Annotated in this window: 11 protein-coding genes and 2 pseudogenes; 6 read left to right on the forward strand and 7 right to left on the reverse strand. The window is 73.0% G+C overall.

Annotated features, from left to right (window positions below):
• Positions 1 to 107 precede the first annotated feature (107 nt).
• The 4 genes and pseudogenes from AC6CKD_RS29090 to AC6CKD_RS29105 all read right to left on the reverse strand — a co-directional run bounded on the left by AC6CKD_RS29090 (position 108) and on the right by AC6CKD_RS29105 (position 6,052).
• Positions 108 to 826, reverse strand: a pseudogene (locus AC6CKD_RS29090) (urease subunit gamma).
• Between the two features lie 72 nt (positions 827 to 898).
• A complete protein-coding gene (locus AC6CKD_RS29095; RefSeq protein WP_498331316.1) occupies positions 899 to 2,074 on the reverse strand; it encodes an agmatine deiminase family protein in 1,176 nt (391 codons plus the stop codon).
• A 141-nt stretch (positions 2,075 to 2,215) separates the two neighbouring features.
• The gene (locus AC6CKD_RS29100; RefSeq protein WP_498331318.1) at positions 2,216 to 2,800 is read right to left on the reverse strand and encodes a TetR/AcrR family transcriptional regulator; all 585 of its coding nucleotides are present in this window, start codon (positions 2,798 to 2,800) and stop codon (positions 2,216 to 2,218) included.
• 63 nt (positions 2,801 to 2,863) lie between these two features.
• Positions 2,864 to 6,052 (reverse strand): NACHT domain-containing protein, encoded by a 3,189-nt coding sequence (locus tag AC6CKD_RS29105; protein ID WP_498331320.1) that lies wholly within the window; start codon positions 6,050 to 6,052, stop codon positions 2,864 to 2,866.
• A 122-nt stretch (positions 6,053 to 6,174) separates the two neighbouring features.
• Between AC6CKD_RS29105 and AC6CKD_RS29110 the strand changes: the two genes are divergently transcribed.
• Positions 6,175 to 7,854 (forward strand): serine/threonine-protein kinase, encoded by a 1,680-nt coding sequence (locus AC6CKD_RS29110; RefSeq protein ID WP_498331322.1) that lies wholly within the window; start codon positions 6,175 to 6,177, stop codon positions 7,852 to 7,854.
• Between the two features lie 458 nt (positions 7,855 to 8,312).
• Here AC6CKD_RS29110 and AC6CKD_RS29115 read toward each other — a convergent pair.
• A pseudogene (locus AC6CKD_RS29115) lies at positions 8,313 to 9,032 on the reverse strand (IclR family transcriptional regulator domain-containing protein); the annotation flags it as partial.
• An 836-nt stretch (positions 9,033 to 9,868) separates the two neighbouring features.
• The gene (locus AC6CKD_RS29120) at positions 9,869 to 10,396 is read right to left on the reverse strand and encodes a sigma-70 family RNA polymerase sigma factor (protein ID WP_498331324.1); all 528 of its coding nucleotides are present in this window, start codon (positions 10,394 to 10,396) and stop codon (positions 9,869 to 9,871) included.
• A 310-nt stretch (positions 10,397 to 10,706) separates the two neighbouring features.
• Between AC6CKD_RS29120 and AC6CKD_RS29125 the strand changes: the two genes are divergently transcribed.
• Both AC6CKD_RS29125 and metG read left to right on the forward strand, forming a co-directional pair.
• Positions 10,707 to 12,884 (forward strand): hypothetical protein, encoded by a 2,178-nt coding sequence (locus tag AC6CKD_RS29125; RefSeq protein WP_498331326.1) that lies wholly within the window; start codon positions 10,707 to 10,709, stop codon positions 12,882 to 12,884.
• 283 nt (positions 12,885 to 13,167) lie between these two features.
• The gene (metG, locus tag AC6CKD_RS29130) at positions 13,168 to 14,883 is read left to right on the forward strand and encodes a methionine--tRNA ligase (protein ID WP_498331328.1); all 1,716 of its coding nucleotides are present in this window, start codon (positions 13,168 to 13,170) and stop codon (positions 14,881 to 14,883) included.
• Between the two features lie 117 nt (positions 14,884 to 15,000).
• Here metG and AC6CKD_RS29135 read toward each other — a convergent pair whose 3' ends face one another.
• Positions 15,001 to 16,266, reverse strand: coding sequence for an FAD-binding oxidoreductase (locus tag AC6CKD_RS29135; protein WP_498331330.1), 1,266 nt, complete (start codon positions 16,264 to 16,266; stop codon positions 15,001 to 15,003).
• Positions 16,267 to 16,509: 243 nt separating this feature from the next.
• On the opposite strand from AC6CKD_RS29135, the gene ubiG reads away from it, so the two are divergent.
• From ubiG to AC6CKD_RS29150, 3 genes are read left to right on the forward strand one after another with little or no spacing between them, the layout of a single operon-like run.
• Complete coding sequence (gene ubiG, locus AC6CKD_RS29140; protein WP_498331332.1) at positions 16,510 to 17,247, forward strand: bifunctional 2-polyprenyl-6-hydroxyphenol methylase/3-demethylubiquinol 3-O-methyltransferase UbiG; 738 nt, start codon at positions 16,510 to 16,512, stop codon at positions 17,245 to 17,247.
• Complete coding sequence (locus AC6CKD_RS29145; protein ID WP_498331334.1) at positions 17,244 to 18,137, forward strand: 1,4-dihydroxy-2-naphthoate polyprenyltransferase; 894 nt, start codon at positions 17,244 to 17,246, stop codon at positions 18,135 to 18,137. Before ubiG ends, AC6CKD_RS29145 begins: the two co-directional genes overlap by 4 nt.
• Before the next feature lie 5 nt (positions 18,138 to 18,142).
• Positions 18,143 to 19,639, forward strand: a complete 1,497-nt coding sequence (locus tag AC6CKD_RS29150) for a flavin-containing monooxygenase (protein ID WP_498331567.1) — start codon at positions 18,143 to 18,145, stop codon at positions 19,637 to 19,639.
• Positions 19,640 to 19,678 lie beyond the last annotated feature (39 nt).

Here is a 19,678-nt window from a genome sequence, read left to right on the forward strand (position 1 = left end):
GCCCGCCCGGGGGCCGTGGACGGCCATGTAGTCGTGCGGGTCGGTGCTGTCCGCCGGGGCGGCGCCCGGACGGCCGTGGCAGCCCGCGGAGTCGAAGACGCTGCCGCTCATTCCTGCTCCTGTCCTTGTGCGTGTTCCTCGTACGAGGTGAGGTACCCGGTGGCCCGGGCCTTGCCCAGGGCGGCCTCACGCGCGCCGGGCGCGTCCAGGGGGCCGTCGACGAGACCGGCGAAGCCGATGGCCACGCGCGCCCCGCCGATGGGCAGCAGCTCCACCACGACGGTCGCTCCGACGTCGAAGCGGACCGAGGAGCCCGCCGGTACGGCGAGCCGGGTGCCGTAGGCGGCGGCGCGGTCGAAGGCGAGGCGCGGGTTCGACTCGAAGAAGTGGAAGTGCGAGGTGACGCTGATGGGCACGCTCGAGGTGTTCCGTACGGCGACGCGCACCGTCGGGGTGATGGCCCGTAGCCCGTACCGTCCCCGGGCAGACCGGCGCCGGGGGCGTCGGCCCCGAGCGAACCCTGCTGCCGGAAGGGGTCGTCGATGACGCAGAGCCTCGTGCCGTCGTCGAAGACGGCCTCGACCTGGATCGAGGCGACCACGTCGGGGACCCCGGGCAGCACCTCGTCGGCGCGGAGCACGAGGCGGCCCGCCTCGATGGCCTCGGCCAGCCTGCGGCCGTCCCGCGCCGCCTCGCACACCGTGTCGGTGATCAGGGCGGTGGCCTCGGGGACGTTGAGCTTCACGCCGCGCGCGCGGCGGGCGCGGGCCAGCTCCGCCGCCGTGAAGATCAGCAGTCGGTCCCGCTCGGTCGGTGTCAGTCGCATACGGCCTCATCTGTATAGGGGAGGGCCGGCCGCCCCCGGTGTACTGCCGCCGCCGGCGCCGCCGGTGCTGGGCTACGGGCGCGGTTCGGCCATCGTGGAGCAGTGGATGCCGCCGCCCCCTGCCATCAGCCGGTCGACGTCGAGCTGGACCACGGTGCGGCCGGGGAAGGCGGCGGCCAGGGCCCGCTTCGCCGCCGCGTCCTTCGCGGAGTCCTCGAACTGGGCGGTGATGACGGCCCCGTTGACCACGTGGAAGTTCATGTACGAGTCGACGAACTCGGGGTTCTTCGAGCGCGTGGTGTCGGGACCGTCGACCTTGATGACGGTCAGGCGTCGGCCACGGGCGTCGGTGGCCGCGGAGAGGATCGAGAACTGCTCGCGGGCGTCGCGCGCCCATACGTCGTCGCGGCCCGCGGGCGGCACCTGGACCATGACCACACCGGGCCGGATGAAGCGCGAGGTCACGTCGATGTGGTCGTCGGTGATGTCCTTGCCCTTGATGCCGGGCACCCAGATCATCTTGTCGGCCCCGTACGCGTGCAGAACGGCGTCCTCGACCTCGGCCCGGCTCCAGCCGCGGTTGCGGTTCTTGTTGACGAGGCTGCTCTCCGTGGCCATCACGGTCCCGTCGCCGTCGGTCTCGATCGACCCGCCCTCGCCGACGAAGTCCGTCTTGCCGAAGGGGAGATGAGACTCGTACGCGATGCTCTCCGCGACGTGGGCGTCGTAGGAGTGGGTCCGCTTGTTGCCCCAGCCGTTGAAGTTCAGGCCGATCGCGTCGACTCCGCCGCGGCCGTCCCGGCGGAAGACCGGCGCGGTGTCGCGCATCCAGAGGTCGTCGGTGCCGATGGCGGTGGTCACCGTCACGGCCGGACCGCACCAGGAGCGGGCGGTGGCGGCCGTGGAGGAGTCCGGCGCGCACAGGACGACGGGCTCGTAGCGCGCGATCGTCTTCGCGATCAGCGCGATGTCCTCCTGAACCCCGGCCAGGGTGCGGCCGCCCCCGATGGACGAGCGCGAGGGCCAGGACATCCAGGTGCGGGCGTGGGGGACGTCGTCGAGGTCGACCCGCCAGCGCTGCACCGCGGCGCTCGGCGACCGGAGCGCCCCCGGGGCCGCGGCGGCCGCGGTCCCGGGCGCGACCCCCGCCGCTCCGAGTCCGGCCGCCCCGAGGACGCGCCTGCGGGAGGGGGTGGAGCCGAAGAACCGGCCGAGGAGGGAGCGGCTGTCGTCGGGGGAGTCGTGCATCGGGGAGCCTCCGGATCACGTGTGGGTACGGGCCGAGAGCGGCCATGGCCAGACCCTGTCACTGACTGAAAATTCAGTCAAGATGCTGAACGTGCGTGATCCCTATGGAGGGAGGGTGGTTGGTCGTACGAAGCCTGCGGCTCAGGCGGTGCGGGAGAGGCGGTCCAGCTCGGCGGCGATGGACGACACCATCAGCTCGCGGGCGTGCGCCAGGGGCAGGCTGCCGCTGAGCCAGCGCGAGCTCAGCCCCTCCACCAGGGCGGTCAGCCGCTCGGCGGCACCGGAGAGGGCGGCGGCTCCGGCCATGGGACGGACCTGCCCGAGCAGCTCGCCCACCTCCTGGATCCATACACGGGTGGCGTCGGCGAGGTCTTCCCGCAGGTCGGGGTCGAACACCGCGCTGGCCCGCAGCTCTCCCCAGGCCGTGCTGTTCTCCCGTACCGCGGGGTCGTCCTGGAACTCCAGCAGGAGCGTCTGCTCCAGCTCGCCCAGGGCGTCGAGGGGCGGATCGGCGGGGTCCCGCTCCGTGGTGTAGCGGCCGGCGCGGTCGTTGATGAACTCCAGGGTGGCGCGGAGGATCCCCGCGCGGTCCTTGAAGTGGTAGTAGATCAAGGCCGTGGACACGCCCGCTTCGGCGGCGAGCTCCTCCACGCGCAGGCCGCGGACACCGCGCCGGGCGATGACCCGCGCGGCGCCTTCCATGATTGCCGTTCGACGATCAGCCACGGTCCGACACCTTACCCGGAGGGGGTGGGTGCCGCGGCGGATGGGGATGGGCCGAAGGCCCGGTCAGCCGTAGGCGGAGGTGGTGAGTGCCGTGATCCGGCGAGAGGAGTAGCGGTGGCTGTTGATCCGGAGGTGCGCGAACGTCGGCATCTCCTCCACGGCGGAGGTGTCGATGCGCAGGGCCAGTTCTCCCGCGAGGCCGAGGGAGCGGAGATGGGGGAAGGCGTGCGGCAGCCGGTCGATCACCTGCTGCACCGGCTGTACGTCCCCTCTGTGCCAGAGGCGGAGATCGGTGACCTGCGCCAGGACGGCGTCGGCCGGGAGGCTCGCGAAGGAGGACGCCTCCAGGCAGAGCGCGTGGAGGGCCGGCAGTCCGGCCATCACCTGCCAGTCCTCGGCCGATGCCGTGGAGACCGCGAAGTCGAGGGACATCAGCCCGGTAAAGCGGGAGAGGCCCCTGAGTCCGTCTGAGGTGAGCCCCACCAGGAGCAGGTGCTGAAGGGGTGCGCTCGGGTGCAGGGTCTCCACGGACCAGTGCACTCCGGCGACTCCATCGATCTGAAGCGTCGCGAGTTCCGGCAGGTGCTTCAGCGCGCTCAGATTCATGGCTGCCTGGCTCTGGATCTCCAGCGTCCGGATGGGCAGCCCGCGGAGCGGGGACAGGTCGACGAGCGCCGGACAGTCCAAGGCGGTGAACGACGAGAGCCTCGTCTGGCCGGTCAGGAATCCCAGATCCCCCACCGGGTGGTCCTTGAGCCTGAGCTTGGCCGGTGTGTGCCGGGAGAGGTACGAGGCGAGCGCCTCCACGGACACGGCGCTGCGGACGTCCAGGGATTCGACAGGCACTTCCAGCCGCTCCAGATGGTGCAACTGCTCGTCGGAGGTGACGGTGTGGTTCAGTCCCTCCGGATCCAGACGCGCGATGACCTCCTCCGCGTACAGCGCGCCGTCGAAGCGGGCCCAGGACCAGACGAGTTGGCTGCGCACCTTGAGCGACGGATGCTGTGAGTAGCTGCCCAGGAGGGGCACGGCGGCATCGGACGGCACCCAGGAAGCCGCGACGACCGTGTGGTAGCCGGCCATCTCATCCTGGCCATCGGGGCCGGACAGGAGGTCCAGGACCAGCGGACCGAGCTCCCCCAGGGCGCGGGCCTCGCTCTCGCTGCGCGGCGGGATCAGCCTGGCCGCGCGTTCCTCCACCCTGTCGCGGACCGCCGGCTCCAGCGTCGTGGCGTGCTCCAGGCAGGCGGCGGCGAGGAGGTAGACGCGGAAGCGGACGTTTTGGTCCCGGGTGCCGTCGCCGAGGCGCAGGATGTCCTCGAACAGAGCCACCCGCTCGCGGGGCCGGGCCAGGGCGACGGCCATGCGGATGACGTCCTCCCACTGGTCGTCGCTGGCGTGCGACGCGAGCAGGCCGAAGTCGCCCTCCTCCACCGCCGCCCGCGCTCCCAGGAAGTCCTGGAAGGTGCGGTGGACGAAGTGCACCGTCCCCGGGGCCGGTTCGCGGAGCAGGCCGCTGCGCTGGAGGAAGTGGTCGAAGACGGCCGGCGCCGCGCCCAGTGCTGCCGCCTCCGGGACGGCGGGGAGGACCCGTCCGATGATGTCCTCGGCCTGGGAGCGGTCCATCTCCGTACGGCCGTTCTTGATCAGCCAGTACGCGAGCCGCTGGAGGAGCTCGAGCTGCGGCTCTTCCCTGAGGTCCGGGACGTCCATGTCCCGCTCACGGTCGCGGCGGCTGATCAGCATGGACAGCGCGGCCTCGTACAAGTCCTTCCGGCCGTGCGGGAGATAACCGCGCCGGTCCCGGTGGAGGGCGCAGATCAGGCCGCACATCAGGGGATTGGTGGCCAGCCTGCCGAGGTCTGCCTTCGAGCGGACGGCGGAGAGGAGCTGAGCCTCGTACGCGTCGAGTTCGCCGCCGGACTCGGAGCCGCCGCGGGCGGCCGCGTGCCAGCGCTTGATGAACGTGGCGGTGTCGGCCGGCCTCATGGAGGACAGCGCCAGTTCGCCGAAGCCCTCCTCGGTGAGCCAGTCCTGGCCCACGGCCGACGGGCGTGACGTGACCAGCCAGCGGTTGTTGTTGTCGCCGTACGTGTCGATGAGGTCCCGCAGCCAGCGGCGGGTCCGCTCCCGTTCCGGTTCCGGGACCTCGTCGATGCCGTCCACGAGGACCAGTCCCCGCCCGGCGGTCAGCACCCGGTGTTCCCATCCGGCGGGCTGGGAGCCGGCGAGGGGACAGCCGATGGCCGCGAGGAAGTCCTTTGGGGCGGGGAGGCGTTCGCCGTGGCGGGTGAGGGTGCGCAGGGGCAGCACGAAGGGGATCCGGTCGCGGAGGTACGCGGGCCGGTCCGGGCGGTCCTGCTGTGCGGCGGTGACGGCCAGCCACTGGACGAGCGTGGTCTTGCCCGAACCGGCCTCGCCCCGCAGGAGGACGCGGGGGGTGCGGGCCAGCGCTTGATCGGCGGGCTGGGACTCCAGGGTCCGCTGTACCGCGAGGAAATCGTCCGCGGTCTCGTAGGCGTCCCAGGAGATCTCGGAGCGCCCCAGCGGAGCCGCCTCCAGACTCAGGTACGCCACGTCCAGCGGCCAGCGCGTCGGTGAATTGCTCAGGTCGATGCCGTAGATGGTGAGCTTGGAGTACTTCTTCGCCACGTACGGCAGGTAGGTGGTCTCGAACGCGACGTCCGCCGCTTCGGGGAGCGGAGTGCGGCGGATCAACTCATCCGTCTTCGACGTGAGTTCGTCCACCGCCCTGGTTTGGCTGACCAGCGCGTGCGCCGTGAAGGTCTTGCGCTGGGTGAAGAACTCCAGGATGTGCAGGGAGGCGGCTGCGAGCAGGGCCTCGTAGAAGTGGGTGGCGTCGGCGGAGAGGTGGCGCTCCGGGCGGTCCGCCGCGCGGCGCAGTTCGCGGGCGAAGGCGTCCGGGCCGAGGCGGACGGCGTCGACGTCCGTGATCGTGAGGTCGCCGAGGGCGTGCAGGGTGCTGGCGACGGCGTCGGTGACGGCTTCGCGTTCGTCCGCCGGGATCCGGCGTTCGCCCGTGCTCAGGGCCTGTTGGACGAGAGCGGCGGCCAGGACGCGTACGTCGGACTCGGTGAGGGTGCGCTTCTCGCCCCTGAACGAGACGTACCCGGAGAGCCGGACCGGCTTGTCGACCAGCCCCGCCCCGGGGGCGTCGGCGACGAAGAACTTCCTGATGAGCGGGCCGATCACGGCCGTCGCCAACTTGAGCCCGATGGCTGTGGGTTCCATGTGTGCCCCCCGTAGAGCTGTGCTGGTGCCCGCCCGACGCGATTGTAGGGCGCGCGCCGCTCACCCCGCCGGGAGAGCGGGCTACGGCATCATGGCTCGGAGATCGGGCGAGGGGGATCGCGGTGGCACAGGACGAGGTGCGCGGCAGTGTCGTGGTGGCCGGGCGGTACCGCCTGGAAGACAGGCTGGGCCGGGGCGGGATGGGCACCGTCTGGCGGGCCGTCGACGAACTCCTCGGCCGTCCGGTAGCCGTCAAGGAACTGCACGTGGGTGAGGGCGACGGGGACGGTGTGGCCGCGGGGGCGCTGCGCGAGGCACGTGCCGTGGCCCACGTGCGCCACCCCCATGTCGTCGTCGTCCACGATGTCGTCGAGCACGACGGCCGCCCTTGCATCGTGATGGAACTGGTCGACGGCGGGTCGCTCGCCGACCTGATCTCCGCCGGGAAGACCCTCACCCCGGTCGAAACGGCCAGGACCGCACTCGCCCTGCTCGGCGCCCTGACCGCGGCGCACGGCCGGGGGGTGCTCCACCGGGACGTCAAACCGGCCAACGTCCTCGTGGAGTCGGGAACCGGCCGGGTGGTGCTCACCGACTTCGGCATCGCCCGGTTCTCCGGGGCCACCACCATCAGCGAGACGGGCGCCTTCGTCGGCTCGCCCGAGTACACCGCTCCGGAGCGGATGCAGGGGGCCGAGGCCGGGCCGGCCGCCGATCTGTGGTCGCTCGGCACGCTCATGTGCACCGCGCTGACCGGGGAGTCCCCCTTCCACCGCGATTCGCTGGGCGGCGTCCTGCACGCCGTCGTCTCCGCGGAGATCCGCCCGCCCGCCCAGGCCGGGCCGCTCCTGCCGGTGATCCGGGGCCTGCTGGAACGCGACCCGGAGCGCAGGATGACGGCCGCGGAGGCGGACCGGCTGTTGTCGGCGTACCTGGCCGGCGGCCGCGGCGGCGGCTCCGTACCGGCCGACCGTGCGCCCGTGCCCCTTGACGGGATGCCCGCCTCCGGGTCGGCGGCCGGCCCCCACTCCGCCGGCGGGCCTCCGCCGGCCCCGGAGTCCGAGGGGCTGACGGCCCCGGCCGTGGCTCCGCGCCCGACGGCCAGGCAGCGCGTCGCCACCCGGCCGGGCCTGCGGCTCGGCCTGATCGCGGCCGCCACCGTCCTGGCGGCGGCCGCGGCGGTGGTGGGAGCCGACCCGTTGCGCTCGCTGTTCGGGGTGGAGGAGCCGGGGCAGGGGTCGCGGAGCGCGCCGGCGGTGCCCGGCGGACCCGCGAGCCCGCCCTCGACCCGGGACGGGGCCGCCGCCACTCCGAGTCCGGTGGGCGTGACCCCGAGCGGACCGCCCTCCGGGTACCGGACCGCCGCCGACCCGCAGGGCTTCGCCATCGCCGTGCCCGAGGGGTACCAACGGGCGACCGACGACCAACGGGTCTTCTACGTCTCCCCGGACGGTGCCTTCCGCATCGGGATCCGGGTGAAGATGCCGGTGCCCGGCGGCCCGCTCGGCGTGATGCGGCAGGCCCACGCCAAGGGGCCGGACACCAACCCCGGCTATCGCGGCGGCACGGTCGTCTCCACGACCCATCACGAAAGTCCGGCGGCGCTCTGGGAGTTCACCTGGAACGGGTTCAGTCCGGCCGAGGGCGCCCGGCACACCTACGACCTCTGCTGGGACCAGAACGGCCGGATGTACGACATCTGGGTCTCCGCCCCGGCGGGTGAACTGGTCGCAGCCAAGCGGCACTTCGACACCGCCGTGGCCACCTTCGTCCCCGGCGCCCCCGGCTCCGTCGCGCCCTGAACGCCACTGCCCCGCACAGGCTCCGGTCAGGTCCGCAGCACCACGAGCCCGTCGAGCCCGCCGGGCGTCCGCAGGCTGCCGGGCACCAGCGGGGCGAAGGTGCGCGGCAGCGCCAGGCCCGGCGCCCCGTCGCCCTCGCGGGCGTCGAAGAGGTACGCCGCCTCCGAGGCGCTGTCGCTGACCAGATGGGGCCCGTCCGCCCCGGCCGTGGCCCGCGTCAGCGGAGTCCGGAAGAGGCTGCGCAGCTGGCGCAGTGTCTCCGCGGTGACCGGTACCGGCATCGGCTGCCGCTCCTCCGGCCTCCACGCGGACTCCGGGCCGGCCGCGCCGTCGGCCGGGCCCGGCCCGCCCGGACCGTCGGCCGCGAACACGGAGTCGAGGGCGCTCGTACCGTCCGCACCGCCCGACCCGTCCGACCCGTCCGTGCCGCCCGTGCCGTCCGGCGGGATCGCCCCCGCCAGCAGCAGCGCCAGCAGCACCGGAACCGCCTTGAGGCGCAGCGCCTCGGTGGCCCGGCCCAGCCGGTGCGCGTGGCCGCCGGGCAGGGACAGCGCGAGGCTGCCCGCCGCGTCGCCGAGCGCGAGCGGCACCGCCGCGCACACCACGCCGGGGGCGTACTCGCGCAGGTCGAAGACGGGGGCCCCGGGGGCCACCGCGTCGAGCGCGCTGAACAGGGCCCGGCTGTCGGTGATGGTCCGCTCGGTCAGCCGGGCGGGCCGGTGCCGGGCCACGTGGTCGGCGCGGCCGTCGTGGTCGAGCTGGCTCAGCAGGCACTTGCCCACCGCGCTGGCGTGCGCGGCATCGCGGAAGTCCACCCACTCCCGCACCGGCGGGGCGCCGGGTCCGTCCGCCATCTGGGTGATCCGGACCTCCCCCTCCGCGTACCGGCTCAGGTACACGGCCGCGCCCGCGCTGTCCCGCGCCAGGGACAGCGTGCGCTGCAACTGGCCCGCCAGGCCCCGGCCGCCCGGGGCCGCGAGCCGGTCGAGGGCAGGCCCCGGGGCGTAGACCCCGACGCCGGACCGGTACGCGTACTCCTCCTCGCAGAGCATCGACAGCAGCGGCCCGAGCTCCGCCTCGGCCAGGCCGGCCTCCCGCCCGAGCCGCCCGGCCCGTACGCCGAGCGGCCGCCGCTGCAGGACCCGTACGACGGCCAGGGCGCGCCGCGCCGCCGCCAGGGCCTCGCCCCCGCCGGGCTGGACGACGGTCCCGCGGGCCGCCGCCGTCAGCGCGGGGTGGCGCAGCGGGCCCGCCCCCAGCCGGGGAGGCCGGGGCGGCCGCGGCGGAGCGGGCACCGGCGGCCGGAACGCGTCCAGCGCCAGGGCCACCCCCGGCCTGGGGAGCGGCACCGGGCCCAGGTCGGGGTCTTCGAGCTGGTCGACGTAGCGCAGGACGGCCGCCTGGGCGCACAACCGCACCTCGCGGAGCTCCCGGCGCCCGCTCGGCCGGAAGCGGCGCCGGCCCAACTCGCGGGCCCAGAACCGGGCGTCGTGGTGCTCGCCCCGCCGCGAGTGGTCCAGGAAGAGGCAGTACGCGGCGTGCGTGGTCCGGCTGCGCCCGGACCCGGCGGCGAACTGCCACCAGAACCGGGCCCCTTCGCGCAGCCCGGCCAGGTGCAGCAGACAGCCGAAGACCACGGCTCCGGGCAGGTCGGCGTGGCCGCCGCTCTCGAAGGCGTCGAGCCGCTCCCGGGCCCCCGTGGCGCAAACGGAGGCCAGACAGGCGGCCTTGAGGTCGCGGCCGGCCCGCTCGGCGTCCAGCGGCAGGTCGCGCAGGGGGTCGCTCCAGCCCGGCGCACGGCGCCGGGCGTGGGCCCCGGCGCGCCTGGAGGCCGGTGCGGAGGCCGGCTTCGACGCCGGATTCACGGCGTCGGCGCTCCGCAGCAGCCGGGCCTCCGCCGCGCCCACGTCGTAGTGCGGATAGCGGTCGCGCACGCTGGCCCGGGCCAGGAACTGCTCCAGGGAACGCGGGAGTCCGCCGTCCTCGCGACGGGTTCCGCGGCTCGTGTTGCGGTTCATGACTCGGCGGACGTGTCGAGCAGCCGGGCGAGCCGCCGCTGCGCCTGGCCGAGGTGCGAGCGGACCGTGGCCTCGTCCACACCCATGATCGCGGCGGCTTCGCCGGGGGTGCACTGGAGTCCGTACCGCAGCAGCACGGCGTCGCGCTGCCGTTCGGCGAGCCGGGAGACGGCGGAGTAGAAGCGGATGGTGTCGGTGAGCACCTCGTACTGGTCGGCTTCCGCGTGGGCCTCCTTGAGCGCAGCCTCGAAGGCACTGGTGTCCATCGGCTCCGGGCAGGGGCTGCGGAGGAACTGGCGGTCGATCAGCCGCTGTTTGAGAACGGTCCACGCGTAGGCGTCGAGCCGGTCCATGTGCAGCATCCGCAGCCATTCGCACATGATCGAGTCGAAGGCGGCGTCGACCGCCTCCTCGGCCGCCGCGTCCGAGCCCAGTTGCAGGTACGCGAACCGCATGTAGGCCGGTCGCCGGTCGGCGTGGAAGGCCCAGTACGACACGCGCGCCGTCGAATCCCACTGGCTCATGGGCGCCGGTCGCCGTCGCCGGCTCGGCAGACCCACGGCCCCGCCACCGGACTCCTCCGGACCGCTGCCATCGCTCACCGCTCCACCCCATCCCGTGTGCGGGGCAAGGAAATCAGCGCGGGCGCACTCGGAGGGCGCAGAGTTGAAAGCTGGCAGAATTACGTTCGGTGATGATCACGTGCTGATCGATGTCGATCACACGCCCGCTCAACCAGCACAAACGCATATGCCGTTCTCCTGTGCGTCCGGTTCGCGCCCTGCCGGAGGGCACGGCGTGTGACCATCCCAAGATTCACTCGTTTGTCGGAGGGTGGGCACAACACAGCGATTCGGCTCCACCGCCGTGGAGCAGGCCGAGGCCGTCCTCGTCGAGCACTACCCCCAACTGGTACGGCTCGCCTACGTGACGCTCCCGGTCACCCTGGGCCGCCATGGCCGGGTACTCCTCGCGCACAGGGCGGTCCAGCGGGCACTCCCGCGCGGCGGGCGCGGCAGTACGCGGGGACCGGCCGGAGCCGACGGGCCGGGCGGCCCCCTGACCCAGGTGCGCGTACGGGTCCTGCGCGCGAGCCTCGCTCCGTCCGGCCGGGCCCGCATCGCTGCGGCCGGGCTCGGGTGGCCGCCGGTGCCGCCCTTCGTCTGGGGGCTGCGGCTGTGGCCCCCGGCGGGCGGGATCGACGAGCCCGCCCGGATGCTGGGCGCGGCGCCGGGGCCGGTCCGGGCCGCCTTCGTCCTGCACGGCATGGACGGACTGCCCGAGGAGGCGGTGGCCCGGCTGCTCGGCGCCGCCGGGGTGGCGGACCCGGCGGACGCCGTGCGGGAGGCGCTGGCCGCTTGGCGGGAGTGGGCGGCCCTCGCCCCGGGGCAGGGGCTGGGGCTGGGGCAGGAGCCGGGGTCCGGGGCTGGGTATGGGTATGGGGCGCCGCCGGGGGCCGGGGCCCGGGGTGCTTCCGGTGCCTTCGCCGGTACAGGCGCCGGCGGGAGTGTGCGTGCCCCTGCCGGGCACGCGGCTGGGGAAACGCTCCTGCGGGGGCCGGGCGGCGCCGAGTTCGATGCCGCCGTGGTCAGTGCCCGCCCCACCGACCTGCTGCGCCGGCGCCGCCGGACCCGGGCCGGCTGGACCGCCGTGCTCGCGCTGGCCCTGGCCGCCGGGGTCCTCGCGGCCGACGGGTCGCCGCCCCGCCCCGAGGCCTCGCCGCTCGCCGGACCGGCCGCCGCCGGGGCACTGGACCCGGCCCGGCTGGTCCGCGTTCCGGCCGAGGCCTGGGCGGACACCGCCCGCGTCGACTTCACCGCCTGGCCCGCCCGCGGCGCCCGCACCGCCGACCGCGGCCTGCTCGCCCGCGCCCTGGCGGCCTGGGCCGCCCGGCCCCCGGAGGTGGCGGTGACGGCCGCGCCGGGGACGGCCACCGATGCGCCGCTGCGCGCGCCGCAGCTCCTGTACGCGGGGGACGTCGCCGGGCGGGCGGTCGTGCTGCTGCTCGACGGGGACCGGGTGGTTCGATACGGCGAACCCGCGAACGGTGCGGACGGCAGCGGGGGGCCGCGCGGCCGGGAGCTCGCGTTCGCCCGTACCGACGACGCGAACGTGACCACCGCCGCCGCGCTGACCCTGAGCCGCTCACCCGGGATCGGGATCGGGAACGGGAACGGGACCGGGACCACGGACGGGGGCCGGGCCAGGTACCTGCTCGCGCCGTGGATCGCCCGGGCCGGCACCCGCGACCTGCTCCGGACGGGGGACGCGGCCAAGCCGCTGGCCGTCTCCGCCGACGGGGTCACCGAGGAGACCGGGGTGCCCCGTACGGACGGCTCCGGCGGCGCCTGCGCGGCGTGGCCCGTGCTGGAGCTGACCTCCTCCGCCCGCATCGTGGAGAAGCACGCCTTCGTCCTCGCCGACCTGGGCGCGCTGACCCCCGTACACCTGACCTACACGCCGCTGCCCGACGGTCCGGCGGCGGTGGCCGCACGCCAGCCGCGCGAGGCCACCGGCCCGGCCGCGCGGGCGGCGTGGGCGCCGGCCGCCTGCCGGCTGCGGGAGTACCGGGCCGGCGGGGTACGGGCCGTCAACGTCTGGGACTTCGCCGAATCCGAACTCCCCGACGGCGCGGGCCGGGCCGTCTGGACCTGCGCGCGGGCCTCCGGCTGGGCCGGTCCGGGCGACGTCCTGGTCCAGTTGCGCCCGCCCGCCGGACCGCCCCGGGACGTGGCCCGGTCCCGCGGGACCGCCGCGTGCGGACGGTTCGGCCAGCACCTCCTCGCGGGCACCCGGTGGAGGTCTCCGGCCGGCCGCTGGTACCTGCTGGCGGCGGGCAGCCGCGAGGTCGCGGGCATCACGGCGGCCGGCGCCGTCCGCGCGGAGGCCGCGGGCCGGACCCTGACCGTCCCCGTCGCCGGTCCGCAGGGACCCTCGGCCACCCTGACGGGCAGACTCGCCGGCGGCGTCCGGATCACCGCGATCGACGGCGCCCGGGGCGGCCGCGACTGACCGCCCGCGGCCGGGGGCGCCCGCCGCTCCCGCCGCGCCCGCCGCTCGCCCGAGCACCGTCCGCGGCCGCCGCGGACGGTGTCCCGCGGGCGTGGACGGCGGTTCGGGCGCTGTCCGGCCCGCTGTACCATGGCCGCAGCGCGAGGGCCGTGACGGAGTGGTCACAGTCCTCGCTTTTGCGTTGTCCACCCCGAAGAAATGCGGCGCGTGGCGTTTCGGCGGTTCGATACGATGAACCGCACGTCACGTCGTAACCGGCATATATGAAATGGAGCATCCGAGGATGGCTCGACACCTGATCACCAGCGCGCTTCCCTACATCAACGGGATCAAGCACCTGGGCAACATGGTCGGGTCGATGCTTCCGGCGGATGTGTACTCCCGGTACCTCCGCCAGCGCGGCCACGACGTCCTCTACATCTGCGCCACCGACGAGCACGGCACCCCCGCCGAGCTCGCCGCGAAGGCGGCCGGCCTCTCGGTCGCCGAGTTCTGCGCGCAGGCCCACGACGCCCAGAAGGCGGTCTACGACGGCTTCGAGCTGTCCTTCGACTACTTCGGCCGCAGCTCCTCGGAGCAGAACCGCGAGATCACCCAGCACTTCGCGCGCCAGCTCGAGAAGAACGGCTTCATCGAGGAGCGCGCGATCCGGCAGGTCTACTCGCCGGTCGACGGCCGCTTCCTGCCGGACCGCTACGTAGAGGGCACCTGTCCGCACTGCGGCTACGACAAGGCCCGCGGCGACCAGTGCGAGAACTGCACCCGCGTCCTGGACCCCACGGACCTGATCGAGCCCCGCTCGGCCATCTCCGGCTCCACCGAGCTGGAGGTCCGCGAGACCAAGCACCTCTTCCTCCTCCAGTCCAAGCTCCAGGTCGAGGTCGAGGCCTGGGTCGCGGAGCACGAGGAGGAGTGGCCGCAGCTCGCGTCCTCCATCGCCCGCAAGTGGCTGACCGAGGGCCTGCACGACCGCGCCATCACCCGCGACCTCGACTGGGGCGTCCCGGTCCCGGCCGACACGTGGCCCGAGCTGGCCGCCGACGGCAAGGTGTTCTACGTCTGGTTCGACGCCCCGATCGAGTACATCGCCTCCACCAAGGAGTGGGCGGACGCCGACCCGGCGAACCGCGACTACACGTCCTGGTGGTACGAGGCCGAGGACGTCCGCTACACCCAGTTCATGGCCAAGGACAACGTCCCGTTCCACACGGTGATGTTCCCCGCCACCGAGCTCGGCGTCCGCGAGCCGTGGAAGATGGTCGACTACGTCAAGGCCTTCAACTGGCTGACCTACTACGGCGGCAAGTTCTCCACCTCGCAGAAGCGCGGCGTCTTCACCGACCAGGCGCTGGAGATCCTCCCGGCCGACTTCTGGCGCTACTTCCTCATCGCCAACGCGCCCGAGTCCGACGACTCCTCCTTCACGTGGGAGCACTTCGCCGCCACGGTGAACAAGGACCTCGGCGGCACCCTGGGCAACTTCGTCAACCGCGTACTGACCTTCTCCCGCAAGAAGTTCGGCGACGAGGTCCCCGCGGGCAGCCCCGCGGGCGAGGTCGAGGCCAAGCTGGGCGCGCAGATCGCCGAACTGCTGGCCGAGTACGAGGGCCACATGGACGCCCTCCAGTACCGCAAGGCCGCAGCCGCGCTGCGCGCCCTGTGGTCGGCCGGAAACGCCTACCTCGACGAGAAGGCCCCCTGGACGGAGGTCAAGACCGACCTGGAGGGCGCGGCGCTCACCCTGCGCACGGCGATGAACCTCATCCACCTCTACTCGGTGGTCTCCGAGCCGTTCATCCCGGCCTCGGCGCGCGCCATGCGCTCCGCGTTCGACCTCGCCGACGACACGGCCACCTGGGTCACCCCGGAGCAGGCCGCGTCCCTCGACGCGGTGCCGGCGGGCGCCCCGTTCACGGTTCCGGCGGTGCTCTTCCCGAGGGTCACCGAAGAGGACCTGGAGTCGTACCGCGAGCGCTTCGGCGGCAACCCCGAGGCCTGAGCCGGACCGGCTTCCAGGGCGGGCGCCACGGCGCCAGGGCACTCGGACGCCAGGGCATCCGGGCATCAACCTACGCAGGGGCGCGACCCGTTGGGGTCGCGCCCCTGCGCGCGTTCCTCACGGCCGTACGCCGCCGAACGCCCGCGGGTTGAAACGGGTCAGCGCGTGCTCCTCGCGCAGGGATTCCAGCCGCCGCAGCGCGTCGGCGCCGTAGAAGCCCTCCAGCAGCTCCGCGTCCAGCTCGTGGGAGCCGTACAGGTACGGGCGGCCCTTCGCCTGCGCGCAGGCCGCCAGCAGCTCGCGCAGCACTCGCCGGGTCTCGGCCACCGCGTGGGTGTCGGACTTCTCGATGGTGGTGAACACGCCGATGCCGTACTGGACCGGGGCGTCGAGCGACGGTGCGAAGACGAACGGCGTCGCCGCTTCGGGACGCTTGATGACCAGGAAGTACAGGCTGATCAGGTTGTCCGCGAACGGGGACTCGCGGGTCAGCTCCTCCAGGGTCTTCGTGATCCCCTCGAAGCCCGCTTCGTCGAAGACGTAGTCGGCCCAGAGGTTCACGCGCGACGCGTCCTGAAGGACGGGCAGGAGGTGCTGGTCGACCTCCTGGTGCAGCAGCAGGGAATAGTCGGGTGCGGGCAGCACGGTGCCCGGCTCGCCGGCCGCCACGGCTTCCGCGGCCTCCGCCGAGAAGGAGATCTGCGAATACCAGGAGGTCCGGTCGTACATGCCGAAATAGCCGGAAACCGCGGGATCGCCTGCGACGTCCTTCATGAATTCCGCCAGCTCGGACATTCCCGTGTGCGAAATCCTGGAGACGGGAGTGACCGCCCGGTACGGCACGGTGCGGAGCACCGCGGTCCTGATGAACCCGACCTGTCCCAGGCCGCCCAGGGCGAACCGGAACAGCTCGGAATTCTCCTGGCGGGAGCAGGTCCGTGAACGGCCCGTTCCGTTGATGAGCTCGATCTCTTCCACCTGGTCGATCTGGAGTCCCGAGCGCAGGGAACCGTGGCCGAAACCTCCTATGGACAGGGTTCCGCCCACCGTGAGATCCAGATAGCTGGGCAGGACGGGATTGGCGCGGCCGTGCCCGTTCAGCCATTTCTCCAGCGCGTGCCAGGTCATTCCGCTCGGAACTTCCACGCGGTGTTCCCCGTCGGTGAAGCGCGGCTCCGCGTCTTCGCGGAAATTGTCCAGCACGGTCCCGGAGGCGAGGGTCTGGGTGTTGCACGAGCGGCCTGCGCCCCGTACCGCCGTGTCCTTGCCGGACGCGGCCGCCTCGGCCATGAGGTCGCCGACGCCTCCGTCCGCGCCTTCCCGGACCACTTTTCCGGGGGTGATGGAGAGGGACCGTCCGAAATCGCTGCTGAATGTGCTCATCGTGCGCCACCTTTCCCGGAATTCCCTCCGGGTTACGCCGCATGGGAACCTGACAATTGACCGGCAGGTTGCTGGAGTTGGAGAAGCCAGGGGAGACTAACACGGCACCTGACCCGCTCCGGAAGGGTGCGGGGCGGTCGTGGTGCGGCGGCTGTAGGGATGCTCCATGCGGGCTCTATCGGCCCCTGTCAGGCTTCTGGAAAGGGTTGACCGCAGTGCGACTGATGGGCGGAGGTAACTGCTTTGCTTACACGCAGTGGAGAAAAGGACAGGTCGGAAATCCGGCAGGACTTCATCTCGGATTACGACGGGCTCGCCGATGAGTGGTGGGATCCGAGGGGGGCGCTGGCGCCACTGAGCTGGATCGCGAAGGCTCGGGCCGAATTCGTTCCCGCCGCCCGCGGCGAGAAGGCCGCTCTGCTCGACGTCGCCTGTGGCGGAGGCCTGTTCGGCCCGCACGCGGCGGCCAAGGGCTACCGCGTGGTCGGCGTCGACCTGTCGGAGATGTCGCTCCGCGAGGCGCTGCGGCACGGCTTCGACGAGGTCGTCCGCGCCGATGTGTCCCGACTCCCCTTCGATGACGAGTCGTTCGACGTCGTCACCGCGGGGCAGTGCCTGGAGCACGTACCCGACCCGTACGCGGTGGTGGCGGAGGCGTGCCGGGTCCTGCGGCCCGGAGGCACGCTGATCGTCGACACCATCGCCGATACGCGGATGGCCAGGCTGGTCTCCATCACCCTCGCCGAGAACCTCCCGCTCCCCGGCCGGCCGCCCCGCGGCACCCACGACCACCGGCTCTTCGTCAACCGGGAGCGGTTGACCCGGGCCGCGCGGGAGCACGGGGTCGAGCTCGAACTGCTCGGCCTGCGCCCGAGGATGCGCGAGATGGCCCGCTTCGCGGCCGGCCGGCTCGACGAGGTGAGCATGGTGCGCACGAAGTCCACGTCCGTCCTCTATCTGGGCGTGGGGTCGAAGAGATGACCCTCCAGCAGCGGGCGGTGCGCAGCCACCCCGTGCGGAACTGGGTGGCCGGCGCCCGGCTCAAGACCCTGCCCGTCACCTTCGCCCCGCTCGCGGTGGGCCTGGCACTCGCCCACGAGGCCGGGGCCGTGGACTGGTGGCACGCCGCCCTGACGGCCGTGCTCGTCCTGGGCTTCGTCCTGGGGACCAACTTCTTCAACGACTACAGCGACGGGGTCCGGGGCGTCGACGACCACCGGGCGGGCCCGGCCCGGCTGGTGGGCTCGGGACAGGCCACGCCCGGGCAGGTCTTCCGGCACGGAGTGGTCCTGTACGCGGCCGGGGCCCTGGCCGGGCTGGTCCTGGCCGTACTGGTCTCGTGGTGGGTGCTCGCGCTGACCGTGTCCCTCGCCCTCGGCGGCTGGTTCTACACCGGCGGTTCACGGCCCTACGGCTACCGCGGGCTGGGCGAGATCAGCATCTTCCTCTATCACGGCGTCGTCTTCGTGTGCGCCCCCGTCTACATCCAGCTCGGCCACGTGCCCCTGATCGCCCTCGGCGCGTCCGTGCCCCTCGGCTTCCTCGCCTGCGCGCTGCTGACCACGAACAACCTCCGCGACATCCCGACCGACGCGGCCGCGGGGAAGATCACCCTCGCCGTGCGGCTGGGCGCCGGACCGACCCGGCGGTTCTACGTCCTCTGCGTGGCCGCGGCCTTCGTGTCCACACTGCTCCTCGGCTCGGCCCGGCCCGGGGCGTTCCTCGTCCTCGGCGCGGTCCCGGCGGCCGTCCTCCCGGTGCGCCGAGTACTGAGCGGGGCGGCGGGCCGCGACCTGATCCCGGCACTGGAGCACACCTGTCTCCTGCTGCTCGCGTTCGGGTCGCTCCAGGCGATCGGGCTGGCCCTGTGACGGCCATGGGGGAGAAGGAGCGTCCCGACCACGAAGTCCTCGTCATCGGCGCGGGGTTCTCGGGCATCGGAGCAGCGCTCGGCCTGCGCCGCGCGGGCATCGACGACTTCGTCATCCTGGAGGAGCGGGACGGCGTCGGCGGAAGCTGGTACGCCAACACGTACCCCGGCGTCGCCGTGGACATCTCCGCCTTCTCCTACTCCTTCGCCGCCGAACCCTACGCGTCCTGGTCCCGGGTCTTCCCCCCGGGAGAGGAGCTGAAGGCGTACGCCGACCACTGCATCGACGCGTACGCCCTGCGCCCCCGCCTGCGGTTCAACTCGCGCGTGGAGCAAGCCGATTACAACGAGTCCACGCACATGTGGCAGGTGGTCCTCGCCGACGGCGCCTCGCTGACCGCGCGCTTCGTCATCTGCGCCACCGGGTGGCTCACCAAGCCCAAGACGCCGGCCATCGCCGGCCTCGACACGTTCAAGGGCGACCTTGTCCACACGGCACGGTGGGACCGGTCCCTGGACCTGGACGGCAAGCGGGTGGGAGTCGTCGGCACCGGCGCCTCGGCCGTGCAGATCGTTCCGGAGATCGCCGACCGGACGGAGCGGCTCCACGTCTACCAGCGGACCCCCGTCTGGCTGCTCCCGAAGCCGGACGTCGCGGTGCCCGAGTCCGTCCGCCGGCTCTTCCGGAAGGTTCCCGCGACACAGCGGGCGATCCGGCTGCTCACGGACGTCGTGACCGAGCTCAGCTTCGTGATCGCCATGGTCCACTACCGGCGCTTCCCGTTCCTGGCGAAGGCCGGGGAAGCGGCGTCCAAGCTCTACCTGCGGCGCCAGGTGAAGGGCGATCGCACGCTGATGCGCGAGCTGACGCCCTCCTACCGGGTGGGCTGCAAGCGGCCGTCGCTGAGCAAGGGCTACTGGCGCGCCTTCACCCGCGAGAACGTCGAGCTCGTCACCGAGCCCATCGAGGAGATCACCCCCTCCGGCATCCGCACCACGGACGGCGAGGAGCAGGACCTCGACGTGCTGATCCTCGCCACCGGATTCCACGTGCTCGACAACCTGCCCCCCTTCCCGATGCGCGGCCGAGGGGGCCGGGACCTCAAGGAGTTCTGGAAGACCGAGCGCTTCCAGACGTACGAGGGCACCTCGATCAAGGGCTATCCGAACCTGTGGTTCATCGTCGGCCCCTATTCCTTCACCGGCGGGTCCTGGTTCGGAATGATCGACTACCAGGTGACCCACGCCCTGCGGGTGATCGGCGAGGCCCGGCGGCGCCGGGCCACGGAAGCGGTCGTCCGCCCGGAGAAGCACGACGGCTCCTTCCGGCGGAACCTGCGCCGCATGCGCAACACCGTCTTCCTGGACTCGAGTTGCCAGGGCACGAACAGCTACTACCTCGACGAGCACGGTGACGCGCCGGCCGTCCGGCCCGCTTCCACCTACGAAGCGGCCTGGCGGGCCCGGCACTTCGACCTGGACGACTACAGCTACGAACGATGAGCCCTGCGGCCCGGTCGGCCGCAGGAGACACCAATGCCT

This window comes from Streptomyces sp. GQ60, from assembly GCF_059758875.1.